The sequence below is a fragment of the Streptomyces natalensis ATCC 27448 genome (assembly GCF_000935125.1).
Taxonomy (GTDB): Bacteria; Actinomycetota; Actinomycetes; order Streptomycetales; family Streptomycetaceae; genus Streptomyces; species Streptomyces natalensis.
This window is the reverse complement of the sequence record NZ_JRKI01000063.1, coordinates 113,008-124,724: the sequence shown is the minus strand read 5'-3', so window position 1 is coordinate 124,724 and position 11,717 is coordinate 113,008. Positions and strand designations below refer to the sequence as shown.

At 69.9% G+C, this 11,717-nt stretch carries 13 protein-coding genes; 8 read left to right on the top strand and 5 right to left on the bottom strand.

The features are described from left to right. Position 1: 1 nt before the first annotated feature. From SNA_RS38775 to SNA_RS37045, 5 genes are all read right to left on the bottom strand, one after another. Positions 2–493, bottom strand: coding sequence for a DUF6507 family protein (locus SNA_RS38775; RefSeq protein WP_275042046.1), 492 nt, complete (start codon positions 491–493; stop codon positions 2–4). 90 nt (positions 494–583) lie between these two features. Further along, positions 584–895 carry a pore-forming ESAT-6 family protein gene (locus SNA_RS37060; protein WP_030069691.1) on the bottom strand — a complete coding sequence of 104 codons (312 nt, stop codon included), beginning with the start codon at positions 893–895 and terminating at the stop codon, positions 584–586. A gap of 93 nt (positions 896–988) precedes the next feature. Further along, positions 989–1,327, bottom strand: a complete 339-nt coding sequence (locus SNA_RS37055; RefSeq protein ID WP_030069693.1) for a hypothetical protein — start codon at positions 1,325–1,327, stop codon at positions 989–991. A 187-nt stretch (positions 1,328–1,514) separates the two neighbouring features. Next, a complete protein-coding gene (locus SNA_RS37050; RefSeq protein ID WP_030069695.1) occupies positions 1,515–1,718 on the bottom strand; it encodes a DUF397 domain-containing protein in 204 nt (67 codons plus the stop codon). Next, on the bottom strand, positions 1,715–2,581 hold the full coding sequence (locus SNA_RS37045; protein WP_030069697.1) for a helix-turn-helix domain-containing protein: 867 nt from the start codon (positions 2,579–2,581) through the stop codon (positions 1,715–1,717). The genes SNA_RS37050 and SNA_RS37045 overlap by 4 nt, the downstream gene beginning before the upstream one ends. A gap of 189 nt (positions 2,582–2,770) precedes the next feature. On the opposite strand from SNA_RS37045, the gene SNA_RS37040 reads away from it, so the two are divergent. From SNA_RS37040 to SNA_RS37005, 8 genes are all read left to right on the top strand, one after another. Then, positions 2,771–3,013, top strand: a complete 243-nt coding sequence (locus SNA_RS37040) for a hypothetical protein (protein WP_052809032.1) — start codon at positions 2,771–2,773, stop codon at positions 3,011–3,013. After that, complete coding sequence (locus SNA_RS38995) at positions 3,010–3,729, top strand: ATP-binding protein (protein ID WP_063894114.1); 720 nt, start codon at positions 3,010–3,012, stop codon at positions 3,727–3,729. The genes SNA_RS37040 and SNA_RS38995 overlap by 4 nt, the downstream gene beginning before the upstream one ends. A 207-nt stretch (positions 3,730–3,936) precedes the next feature. Beyond that, positions 3,937–4,302 carry a VOC family protein gene (locus tag SNA_RS37030; RefSeq protein ID WP_030069702.1) on the top strand — a complete coding sequence of 122 codons (366 nt, stop codon included), beginning with the start codon at positions 3,937–3,939 and terminating at the stop codon, positions 4,300–4,302. 181 nt (positions 4,303–4,483) lie between these two features. Then, entirely contained in the window at positions 4,484–5,740 is a 1,257-nt protein-coding gene (locus SNA_RS37025; protein ID WP_078970469.1) for a sensor histidine kinase, read from the top strand. Between the two features lie 208 nt (positions 5,741–5,948). Beyond that, positions 5,949–7,283 carry a sensor histidine kinase gene (locus tag SNA_RS37020; RefSeq protein WP_044368763.1) on the top strand — a complete coding sequence of 445 codons (1,335 nt, stop codon included), beginning with the start codon at positions 5,949–5,951 and terminating at the stop codon, positions 7,281–7,283. A gap of 211 nt (positions 7,284–7,494) precedes the next feature. Beyond that, positions 7,495–8,166, top strand: a complete 672-nt coding sequence (locus SNA_RS37015) for a response regulator transcription factor (protein ID WP_030069709.1) — start codon at positions 7,495–7,497, stop codon at positions 8,164–8,166. A gap of 329 nt (positions 8,167–8,495) precedes the next feature. After that, positions 8,496–10,436, top strand: coding sequence for a 2-oxoacid:acceptor oxidoreductase subunit alpha (locus SNA_RS37010; RefSeq protein ID WP_030069711.1), 1,941 nt, complete (start codon positions 8,496–8,498; stop codon positions 10,434–10,436). Beyond that, positions 10,429–11,526, top strand: a complete 1,098-nt coding sequence (locus SNA_RS37005) for a 2-oxoacid:ferredoxin oxidoreductase subunit beta (protein ID WP_030069713.1) — start codon at positions 10,429–10,431, stop codon at positions 11,524–11,526. Before SNA_RS37010 ends, SNA_RS37005 begins: the two co-directional genes overlap by 8 nt. Positions 11,527–11,717 lie beyond the last annotated feature (191 nt).

The following is an 11,717-nucleotide window of genomic DNA, read 5'->3' as shown; positions in this document are numbered from 1 at the left end:
CCTACTTTCCGCCGCCGCCATGGGCGTGAGTGCCGCCGTCGTCGTGCCGACCGCCGTGGTCGTGTGCGCTGCCGTGGCCGTGGCCGGCGTGCTTGTGCGGGTGCAGGTCGGGTGCCTTTACGGCCTGTTGCAGCACATGCGAGGCCATCCGCTCGTCGCCCTCGAGGTACTCGCGCGCCGCGTTCGCCGCGCCGTCCACCGACTTCTTCGTCCGGGCCAGCAGGAACGTCAGATCGTCCTGCGTCTTTGCGGCGAACTCGGCCAGGGCGCTGGCCAGCAGCCCGGTCGGTGCGGGCTTGCCGTCCGGGCCGGGGTGACCGGACGGCGGCTTCTCACCTGCCATCTGGAGTGTGCCCACCGCGTGGGCGGCCTTGAGAAGATCGCCCTTCGGGCCGCCGTACGCGGAGATCTGCTCACCCAGTTCGCCTGCCGTGCGGCTGGTCTTGTCCAGCACATGGTTCACGCCCGAAGGCGTGAGGTCCCACCCCGTCATCCCTACCGCTCCCATCCCCCGGGCCAGGCTCCCCCCTGCCCGTACGTGCAACCTCAACCACCGATGGACGCTCGCATGCCGCCGATGGCGTCAGCCGATGCCGTCGACCGCGGCCTTCGCCCGCTGCAACGCCGTGTGCGCCGTGCCGTCGTTCTTCTCCAGCGTCGAGCGCAGCAGATGGATGATCGAGCGCACCTCGGTCGCCGAACGGTTCCAGCGCTGCTCGGCACCGTGGTACTGCTCGGACACCCCATCGGCGGAGAAGTCCGCCATGGCCGCCTTCACCTGGCGGTCACGCTCACCGATCAGGGACTCCAGCCGGGCAATCACCGACTGCAGATTCGTCTGCGCCTCGGCCGAGGCACCCGTGTCATAGCTCCGCCGGTCCGCGCCAGCCGTCATGTCCTCATCCTCCCCGTGGAAACCGGCGGCAGCCCCACGGGCTCGCTCCCCTACCGGTTCTTGCCTTGACTGTGCCGTGTATGGGCTGTCGGCTCAGCGGCCTGAGAAACGGGCCGCGTCGAAGTTGGCCGACGACATCGACTGCCGTGCGTTGTCCGCGGCCTCGTGCTCACCGGCGACGAACGACCGGTCCATGCCCTTCTGACCGCCCAGGATCGACCGCAGAGCACCGTTCAGCGACGCCGCGATCTCGTCCGAATTGCGCTTGAAATTGTCGAAGGCGATCTTGCCCGCACCGTTGAACTTGCCCTCCAACGGCTGCGCCGCCGCCACCAGCTGCTTGACGAGCGCGCCAAGGTCCTCCGACGACCCCTGCGTCTGCCCTGACAGCGTCGACAGCGTCTGGCTGCCCATGTCGAACTTGAGCCCCATGCTGCTCACCCTCCCCGTTGACCTACGAGCCCCCTGGCCCCTCACGTTGCCGTCCTTGTCCACCACCCAACCGGCACCGCACCAGCGCACGCAAACCGATTGCGTCGGCGGACGAAGCAACACCTTCACCATGCCAGACGCCACTGACAATCCACCGGTTTCCGGTCGCTATGGGGGACGACGGCCGTCAGTCGGTACCCCGGACCCGCCCGACGAACGCCGCGAACGCGGGCGTGGGGAAGGCCAGGACGGGGCCGTCCGGGTCCTTGGAGTCGCGGACGGCGACACGGCTGAGGGCGGGGAGGTTTGCTACCTCGACGCAGTTGTCCCCACCCGAGCTGTAGCTGCTCTTGAGCCATTGGGCGGCGCTCGCACGTATCTCGATGGTCACGCTTCCTCCTTGATGAGCTTATGGATGAAGTCGCGCGAGGGAACTGTGTCGAGTGCCCGCGCACGCAGGTGGTTGAAGGTCACGTCGTAGCGCCCCACATGTGCGTCCTCCTCCAGATATTGGGAGGTGGTCAGGGATTCCACGACGACCAGCGGGTCGCCGGCGTCGAATCGGAAGACGGTGAAGGCTCCGTCGATCCCGGTGTGAGCGCCTGTGCTGAACGGCAGCACCTGCACGTTCACGCCAGCGACTTCCTCCGCGGTCTCCAGAAGATGACGCAGCTGCTCAGCCATGACCCGAGCACCTCCCATCTGCCTGCGGAGCGCCGCTTCGTCAAGGATGCACCACATCTCCAACGGCCGTTCGCGGCGCAGCACTTGCTGCCGCTGCATACGGAGTTCGACAAAGGTGCGAACCTCGCGAGCCGTATGCCACTTACCGCTGCCCTCAACAACCGCGAGAGCGTAGTCGGGGGTCTGAAGCAGGCCAGGAACCAACTGGGATGCGTACCAGTCGGCGTGAGTGGCTACTTCCTCCAGCTCCAGGTAATCGGCGAACGGATCACGAACGGCACCGCGGTACTGGTTGAACAGATTCGCACTGCGCGACGAGGACGCCATCCTGGCCAGCGTTCGGATCTCGCCCTTCCGCCGCTCGTCCGCGACGCCGTAGGTGGTGAAATATCCATCCAAGGCAGCAGGCTGCACCCGCATTTTGCCGTTCTCGATCTTGCTGAGAACCGGCGGGCCGGACATCCCCAGCCGCTCCGCCGCCTCTTGCAGGCTCAGGGCCGAACGTTGACGGAGGGCCCGGAGCGCGAGCCCCAGTCGCCTGCGCATCAGCGTCGGCTTGGCGTCCGCCATGAGTCGACCACCACCTCTCGCGAGCGACTGTACACACGTCAACTCCCTCGGCATATGCCAGCTTTCACCCTTCAGGCTCAAATTTTCACCGAAATATTGCGCCGAAAATTTTCGGCTCCCACGCTAGGAGATGTCACGGCACGGGCACATGCGACCACTGTGCGCAACCCGAACCTAGGAGTGGAGAAGATGACCGACCTCATCCACCGCACCCTCACGCGCCTCCAAACCCTCTTCGCCCCCCGCGGCCGCCACCGCGCCACATCGTCCGGACACCCACCCCGCCCCGTGCGCCCCACGCCACCGGCCTGCAACACCACCCACCGCATCCGCCGCCCCGGCCCGTACGCCGTCGACATCCCCATCGACGGCGACGCCACCGCGCTGGTCCGCCCCTACCTCCACACCCTCGTCGCGGAGGCGGCGCGATGAACGGCGACGACCCGGACGTGCGGGTGCTGCCCCGGACCACCGGAGACGGACGGCCCTGTTATCTGTCCACCGACGGCACCGGACCCGTATCGCGGCTGGCCAACCGGATCGAGGCCGTGCAGCTCGGCCTCGCGGGGAGGGTGCTCGGGCACGGGCGGAGGGTCCTCGCGGAGTGCGGGCCGGCAGCGGTCGCCGAACTCCGCTGCCTCTGCGCACAGTTGGTGGAGGCGCTGCACGATGCGCTGTTCATTGCCGAGAGCCGGGGGATCCGGCTCGCACCCGCGGATGACGACGAGTCGGGCGAGGACCTCGACGAGCCGACGGCCTCGGCGCTGGCCTCGCTGCCCGGTGGGGAGCTCGTCTCCGCGGGCGCCGCCCGTCGCTTCGTACGGGACGTGGCGCGGTCGTGGCGGCTGCCCCGGGGAGCGGCCGACGACCTGGAGGCGGTCACCGGAGAGCTGGTCGCCAATGCGCTGGAGCACAGCGACAGCCGTTTCCTCGTCGTCGAGCTGACGCGCTCGGGCCCGGTGGTGAGGGTGGGGGTGAGCGACGAGGGAGAAGGCCGGGCGGTCGTATGCGAAGGGCCGAGCGCGATGCGGGAGCGCGGGCGCGGACTGCCGATCGTCGCGGCGCTGAGCGAGCGGTGGGGACAGGACAGGACGGACGACGGGCACACCGTCTGGGCCGAGATCGCCCTCGCCGGGCTGGGCGTATGACGGGAGCCCACCTCACGGCGCGGGACACGGCCTCTACATGAGCGATCCGGACCGTTACAACAAGGAGGTGCTCGAAGGAGGTGCTCGCCTTCGCGAACGCCCTGCCCCGCTAGAGGGCCGCGCGGGCCGGTGCCGCTGCGCCCGGTCGGCGAGCGGACGAAGGGAAAATGACACGACAACCCCCGTGCGGAAGAGGAGGGTTGACGCATGTTGGATCATGTCGCCATCCAGGTACAGGACATCGCGGCCAGCGCCGCTTTCTACGACGCCGTGCTCGCTCCGTTAGGTGGCGAGCGCAAGAAGCAGTTCGGCGAGAACATCAGCTTCGGGGTCACGGGCCACCCGTTGTGGCTGGTTCCGGCGACCGACCCCGCGCCTGCACGCGAGCTGCACATAGCGTTCTCCGCGGCCGACCGCTCCGCCGTGGACGGCTTCTACGCAGCGGCTCTCTCGGCGGGCGCCGAGGTCCTGCACGCGCCCAGGCTTTGGCCGGAATACCACGAGTCCTACTACGGAGCCTTTGTCCGCGACCCCGACGGGAACAACGTCGAGGCCGTTTGCCATCGGCCGTGAGCGCCAGTCCAGGAGGCTGACCTGTCGACGGCAGGACGGCATACGGAGACCGCAGGCCGCCGCCACCGTCGACGGTCGCTTCAGAAGAAGGCGGACCGCCCAGCCATGATGGGGAAAACCCCACCCCCGGCTCCCCGGCCGCCCCATGGCAGCCGGGCCCCCGGCCGGGCAGGCTGGGCGTATGACGGAACGCTCCCCCAACAGCGCCGGTGACGGAAGAGTTGACGGCTCCTGCGACGGCACCACTGACGCCTCCTCAGGCGACGCCCCGCTTCCGCCGCCGCGCACACCGCTCAGCGGCTGGACGTGGCGGGAGATCGGTTATCTGCTGCTCAACCTGCCGCTGAACGTGCTCGCGTTCGTGGTGCTGGTGGTCTGGCTGGCGCTGGGTATCGGGCTGTCCGTCACCGTCGTGGGGCTGCCGCTGCTGGCGAGTGGCCTGGTGGCGTGCCGGTGGTACGGGAAGCTGGAACGGGCGCGGGCGCGGCGCCTGCTCGGGGTGCGCATCGAGGAGCCGAGTCGGCTGCGAGCGCGCGAGCGGGGGTTTTTCCCCTGGTTGTGGGCGGGTGTGAAGGATCCGGTGGCCTGGCGGCATGCGCTGTTCGCGTTCGTACGGCTGCCCTGGGCCGTACTCAGCTTCGTGGTCACGCTGGTCGCGCTTCTCGTGGGGTGGCCGGCGTTGCCCTGGTTGGCGCGCTGGCTGTCCAACGTGGACCGGGCGATGGTGCGTGGACTGCTGGCGCCCCCCGACGAGTGGGAGCGGCGGATCGCCGAGCTGGAGGCGGACCGGATGACGGTCAGCGACACGGCGGCGGCCGATCTGCGGCGTATCGAGCGGGATCTGCACGACGGGGCGCAGGCCCGGCTGGTGGCGCTGGCCATGGGGCTCGGCCTGGCGAAGGAGAAGCTGCTGGAGGACCCGGACGCGGCGGCGGCGATGGTCGACGAGGCGCACGGCGAGGTGAAGCTGGCGCTCCAGGAGCTGCGGGATCTGGCCCGTGGCATCCATCCGGCGATCCTGACCGACCGGGGGCTCGGCCCGGCGCTGGCCTCGCTGGCCGGGCGCTGCACGGTGCCCACCGCCGCCTCCGTGGACCTGCCCGAACGGCCCGCGCCCGCCATCGAGGGGATCATCTACTTCACCGTCTCCGAGCTGCTCCAGAACGTCTCCAAGCACAGCGCGGCGCGTAGGGCGTCGGTGGAGGTGCGGCGGGTCGGGGACCGTCTGCTGATCCGGGTGGCGGACGACGGGCGGGGCGGGGCGCGGCTGGACGGCGGGAGCGGGATGGCCGGGCTCGCCGAGCGGCTGGGGTCGGTGGACGGGCGGTTCGTACTGGACTCGCCGATGGGCGGGCCGACGCGGGTGACGGCGGAGTTGCCGTGGCGGGGGCGGGCGGGGACGGGGCGTGTGGGTATGGCGCGTACGGAAACGCGCTGAGGGGCACGCGGTGACGGGCACGCGCCGAGGGATCGGTCCGTACGGGCCGGCACAGCATTCGCCCACAGGTCCGGCGATGGTGGGGATAACCCCAGGTGAAGAGGGTGCTGAGCCTCATGGCGCGGGCGGCGCCGGCCGCGGACGCTGGTCGTAGCGGAACACCAGTCGTAGCGGAACACCAACGGACAGACGGACGGACCACCACACGATGGACCTCGCACACGCACCCTCCCCACCCCGCGGCTCCCACGTGCCCGTGGGGCTGCGCGCCCCGTTCTCCGGGTGGGCCTGGCGCGAATTCCTCTATCTGTTTCTCAGCCTGCCGATCGCCTCCCTGCTGTTTGCCTATGCGGTGGCGGTGATCGCGACCGGCGCCGGGCTGCTGATCACGTTCCTGGGCATCGTGGTGCTGGCCGGCGGGCTGGCGGGCTGCCGGGCGCTGGGGGTGGTGGAGCGCGGCCGGGCCCGTGCGCTGCTGGGGCTGGAGGTCGCCGAGCCGGCGCCGGTGCGGGCCGCCAAACCGGGGCCGCTGGGGTGGATAGGGGCCGTCCTGAAGAGCGGTGTGTCCTGGCGGCACCTGCTCTACTGCCTCTTCCACTTCCCGTGGGCGCTGTTCTCCTTCGTGCTCGCCACGGTCTTCTGGTCCGTGGGCTGGGCCCTGCTGAGCTATCCGCTGTGGCGGTGGACGTTCCCCGCGTATCTGGGAGTGCCCGGCATCCAGGTGTGGGGCGACCACGACGGCCATGGCTTCTACCTCGCTTCGCCCGGGGAGATAGGGGGCGTCAGCGCCCTCGGGCTGCTGATGGTGCTGGCCGGGCCCTGGCTGGTCCACGGGCTGACGCAGGTGGACCGGGTGATGGTGCGCGGACTGCTGGGGCCGTCCGCTCTCGCCGGGCGGGTCTCGGAGCTGGAGTCGGACCGCGGGGTGATGGTCGATACGGCGGCGGCCGATCTGCGGCGTATCGAGCGGGAACTGCACGACGGGGCGCAGGCCCGGCTGACCTCGCTGGCGAGGGACCTGGAGCTGGCGAAGGAGAAGCTGGCCCGAGAGAAGTCGGCGCACGCCCCGGAGGCCGCCGCGCGGGTGGTGGACGAGGCACACGGCGAGGTGAAGGTCGCGCTCCGGGAGCTGCGGGCGCTGGCTCGCGGCATCCATCCGGCGATCCTGACCGACCGGGGGCTCGGCCCGGCGCTGTCGGCGCTGGCCGCGCGCTGCACGGTGCCGGTCGCCGCCTCCGTCGACCTGCCCATACGGCCCGCCGCCGCGATCGAGGCCCTCGCCTACGTCACCGTCTCCGAGCTGCTGGAGAACGTCTCCCGGCATGCGCGGGCCACCCGCGCCACGGTCGACGTCTGGCGGGCGGCGGACCGGATCGTACTGCGGGTGACCGACGACGGCCAGGGCGGCGCGACCACCGACGCGGGCGGCCGCCTGGCGGGGCTGGCCGGGCGGCTCGGTTCGGTGGACGGCCTGCTGGTGGTGGATTCCCCGGACGGGGGCCCGACCTCGGTATCGGCCGAGCTGCCGTGGCGGGGACGGTAGGGGCACCCGCTCCCCTACGGGCGAGGCCGGGGCTGGGACCGCGGCCGAGACCGGGAGGGGACCGAGGCCGGGACGGACGCCTGCCCGCCGGCCTCCACCCCCGCAGCCGAGACCGGAAGCGGAAGTTATCCACAGCTCCCCCGCACCAACCCCCCTGCTGGAATGCTGGAACCTCAGCCGGGGTTGTACGAGAAGCGGGGGAACCAGAACCATGAAGAACAGGGTGCAGGTGGTCATCGCCGAGGATTCGGTGCTGCTGCGGGAGGGGCTGACGCGGTTGCTGACCGACCGCGGGCATGACGTCGTGGCCGGTATCGGAGACGCCGAAGCGCTGATCAAGGTGATCGGGGAGCTGGCGGCCGAGGATGCACTGCCCGACGTGGTGGTGGCAGACGTACGGATGCCGCCGACGCACACCGACGAAGGGGTGCGGGCGGCCATCAGGCTGCGCCGCGAGTACCCGCAGCTGGGCGTGCTGGTGCTGTCGCAGTACGTCGAGGAGCAGTACGCCACGGAGCTGCTGGCCGGCTCCACCCGGGGTATCGGCTATCTGCTCAAGGACCGGGTGGCCGAGGTCCGGGAGTTCGTCGACGCGGTGGTCCGGGTCGCCGGGGGCGGTACGGCGCTGGACCCGGAAGTGGTCGCGCAGCTGCTGGGGCGCAGTCGTAAGCAGGACGTGCTGGGGCGTCTGACGCCGAGGGAACGGGAGGTGCTGGGGCTGATGGCCGAGGGGCGGACGAATTCCGCGGTCGCCCGGCAGCTGGTGGTCAGCGACGGTGCGGTCGAGAAGCACGTCAGCAACATCTTCCTCAAGCTGGGCCTGGACCGGAGTGACGGGGATCACCGCCGGGTGCTGGCGGTGCTCACGTACCTCGGCTCCTGAATCCAGTCTTGATATACCTGACACTCTGTCAGACATGCAGGCCGCAGAGGTGCCGTAGCGGCGCCGCAGAGGGGATGCCCGGGGACCAGGACCTCGGACCTAGAACCATTGGACGAGTCCGGAGCGTCATGAAGAAGGGATGACGGGGGCGGTGATTTCATGACAAACCATGCCAGTACGGTGTCTCATTACGGCGTCCATTATGTGACCGCCCCAGGGAAGGCGACCCTTACCCACGTACGATGGAGAGGGGACGACCGGTCGGTACGACGCGTCCCGAGCCCTGCCTCCGGCGGGGAAGCCGCACCCCTCGAGGGAGGTCCGAAGCAGTGACCAGCCAGGTCAGTAGCCCAGCCGAGAAGACCGACGGTGCGCTTGTCGGCGAACAGCGCGCGCCCGGTGACGGTGGGGAGGGCAAGGAAGTCCGGCGCCTGGACCGGGTGATCATCCGCTTCGCGGGCGACTCCGGTGACGGCATGCAGCTCACCGGCGACCGGTTCACCTCCGAGACGGCATCGTTCGGCAACGACCTGTCGACGCTGCCGAACTTCCCCGCCGAGATCCGGGCGCCCGCCGGCACCCTGCCGGGCGTCTCCAGTTTCCAGCTGCACTTCGCCGACCACGACATCCTCACCCCGGGTGACGCCCCGAACGTCCTGGTGGCGATGAACCCGGCGGCGCTGAAGGCGAACATCGGCGACGTCCCCCGGGGCGCGGAGATCATCGTCAACACCGACGAGTTCACCAAGCGCCCGATGGCCAAGGTCGGTTATGCGACCAGCCCGCTGGAGGACGGCTCGCTGGAGGCGTACAACGTCCACCCGGTGCCGCTGACGACGCTGACGATCGAGGCCCTCAAGGAGTTCGGCCTCTCCCGCAAGGAGGCCGAGCGCAGCAAGAACATGTTCGCGCTGGGCCTGCTGTCGTGGATGTACCACCGGCCGACGGAGGGCACCGAGAAGTTCCTGCGGGCGAAGTTCGCCAAGAAGCCGGATATCGCGGAGGCGAACGTCACCGCCTTTAGGGCGGGCTGGAACTTCGGTGAGACGACGGAGGACTTCGCGACGTCCTACGAAGTCGCGCCGGCCACCAAGGCGTTCCCGACCGGCACGTACCGCAACATCTCCGGCAACCTCGCGCTGTCCTACGGGCTGGTCGCCGCCTCGAAGCAGGCGGATCTGCCGCTGTACCTCGGTTCGTACCCGATCACCCCGGCCTCCGACATCCTGCACGAGCTGTCCAAGCACAAGAACTTCGGTGTGCGGACGTTCCAGGCGGAGGACGAGATCGCGGGTATCGGCGCGGCGCTGGGCGCGGCGTTCGGCGGCTCGCTGGCGGTCACCACGACCTCGGGCCCCGGTGTGGCGCTGAAGTCGGAGACCATCGGGCTCGCGGTCAGCCTGGAGCTGCCGCTGCTGATCGTGGACATCCAGCGCGGCGGCCCCTCGACGGGCCTGCCCACCAAGACCGAGCAGGCCGACCTGCTCCAGGCGATGTACGGCCGCAACGGCGAGGCCCCGGTGCCGATCGTGGCGCCGAAGACGCCCGCCGACTGCTTCGACGCGGCGCTGGATGCGGCCCGTATCGCGCTGACCTACCGCACCCCCGTCTTCCTGCTCTCCGACGGCTATCTGGCCAACGGTTCCGAGCCCTGGCGGATTCCCGAGGTCGACGAACTGCCCGATCTGCGCGTCCAGTTCGCCTCCGGCCCCAACCACGAGCTGGCCGACGGCACCGAGGCGTTCTGGCCCTACAAGCGCGATGAGCGCACCCTCGCCCGACCCTGGGCCATCCCGGGCACGCCGGGCCTGGAACACCGGATCGGAGGCATCGAGAAGCAGGACGGCACGGGCAACATCTCCTACGACCCCGCCAACCACGACTTCATGGTGCGCACCCGCCAGGCCAAGATCGACGGCATCGAGGTCCCCGACCTGGAGGTCGACGACCTGTCCGGCGAGGCCAACACCCTGGTCGTGGGCTGGGGTTCGACCTACGGGCCGATCACCGCGGCGGTACGGCGCGTAAGGGGCGCGGGGGAGCGCATCGCGCAGGTGCATCTGCGCCATCTCAACCCCTTCCCGAGGAATCTCGGCGAGGTCCTGCGGCGTTACGACAAGGTGGTCGTGCCGGAGATGAACCTGGGACAGCTCAGCACCCTGCTGCGCGCCAAGTACCTCGTCGACGCGCGCTCGCACACCCAGGTCAGCGGCATGCCGTTCAAGGCCGAGCAGCTCGCGGAGGTCCTTAAGGAGGCCATCAATGACTGAGACGATCCCGGAGGAGAAGCCCGCACAGATCGAGGCGCTCTCCCTGGTGCCCAAGGCCGAGGCCAAGCAGTCCATGAAGGACTTCAAGTCCGACCAGGAAGTGCGCTGGTGCCCCGGCTGCGGTGACTACGCCGTCCTCGCCGCCGTCCAGGGCTTCATGCCCGAGCTCGGCCTGGCGAAGGAGAACATCGTCTTCGTCTCCGGCATCGGCTGCTCCTCCCGCTTCCCGTACTACATGAACACCTACGGGATGCACTCCATCCACGGCCGCGCCCCGGCCATCGCCACCGGCCTGGCCTCCTCGCGGCGCGATCTGTCCGTATGGGTCGTCACCGGTGACGGCGATGCGCTCTCCATCGGCGGCAACCACCTCATCCACGCCCTGCGGCGCAACGTCAACCTCAAGATCCTGCTGTTCAACAACCGCATCTACGGTCTGACCAAGGGCCAGTACAGCCCGACCTCCGAGCTCGGCAAGATCACCAAGTCGACGCCGATGGGCTCGCTGGACGCACCGTTCAACCCGGTCTCACTGGCCCTGGGCGCCGAGGCGTCGTTCGTGGCCCGCACCGTCGACTCCGACCGCAAGCATCTGACCTCGGTGCTGCGCGCGGCCGCCGCCCACCCCGGCACGGCGCTGGTGGAGATCTACCAGAACTGCAACATCTTCAACGACGGCGCCTTCGAGGTCCTCAAGGACAAGGACCAGGCCCTGGAGGCGGTCATCCGCCTGGAACACGGCGAGCCGATCCGCTTCGGCGCCCCGGCTCCGGACGGCCTGGGCTCCAAGGGCGTGGTCCGCGACCCGGCCACCGGCGACCTCAAGGTCATCGACGTCCTGGAGGAGGGCACCGACGGCGTGCTGGTGCACGACGCACACGCCGCCTCCCCCACCACGGCCTTCGCCCTCTCCCGGCTCGCCGACCCGGAAACCCTGCACCGCACCCCCATCGGCGTGCTGCGCAATGTCGAGCGCCCGGTCTACGACACCCTCATGTCCGACCAGCTCGACTCCGCCGTCGAGCAGAAAGGCAAGGGCGACCTCGCCGCCCTGCTCGCCGGCAACGACACCTGGACCGTGGTCGGCTGAGCCACTCTGCGCCACCTCCACGGGTGCCCGTACGCGAACGTCTTACGGCGTTGCGTACGGGCATCTGTGCGTGCTGGGTGCCCGTCTGCGGTTGGCCGTCCGCCGGGCCCCGAGGCGGCGCATTTCGCGGCGCGCGGTGTCACCGTAGGGCGGATGCGCTCGCGAAGGCGCTCGCGGGCCGCTCCCCCCGC

Excerpts from the sequence above, each read along its gene's own strand:
- SNA_RS38995 (WP_063894114.1), top strand. The coding sequence starts at position 3,010 with ATGAACGGCGACGACCCGGACGTGCGGGTGCTGCCCCGGACCACCGGA.
- SNA_RS37030 (WP_030069702.1), top strand. The coding sequence starts at position 3,937 with ATGTTGGATCATGTCGCCATCCAGGTACAGGACATCGCGGCCAGCGCC.
- SNA_RS37045 (WP_030069697.1), bottom strand. The coding sequence starts at position 2,581 with ATGGCGGACGCCAAGCCGACGCTGATGCGCAGGCGACTGGGGCTCGCG.
- SNA_RS37020 (WP_044368763.1), top strand. The coding sequence starts at position 5,949 with ATGGACCTCGCACACGCACCCTCCCCACCCCGCGGCTCCCACGTGCCC.
- SNA_RS37060 (WP_030069691.1), bottom strand. The coding sequence starts at position 895 with ATGACGGCTGGCGCGGACCGGCGGAGCTATGACACGGGTGCCTCGGCC.
- SNA_RS37040 (WP_052809032.1), top strand. The coding sequence starts at position 2,771 with ATGACCGACCTCATCCACCGCACCCTCACGCGCCTCCAAACCCTCTTC.
- SNA_RS37055 (WP_030069693.1), bottom strand. The coding sequence starts at position 1,327 with ATGGGGCTCAAGTTCGACATGGGCAGCCAGACGCTGTCGACGCTGTCA.
- SNA_RS37025 (WP_078970469.1), top strand. The coding sequence starts at position 4,484 with ATGACGGAACGCTCCCCCAACAGCGCCGGTGACGGAAGAGTTGACGGC.
- SNA_RS37005 (WP_030069713.1), top strand. The coding sequence starts at position 10,429 with ATGACTGAGACGATCCCGGAGGAGAAGCCCGCACAGATCGAGGCGCTC.
- SNA_RS37015 (WP_030069709.1), top strand. The coding sequence starts at position 7,495 with ATGAAGAACAGGGTGCAGGTGGTCATCGCCGAGGATTCGGTGCTGCTG.
- SNA_RS38775 (WP_275042046.1), bottom strand. The coding sequence starts at position 493 with ATGACGGGGTGGGACCTCACGCCTTCGGGCGTGAACCATGTGCTGGAC.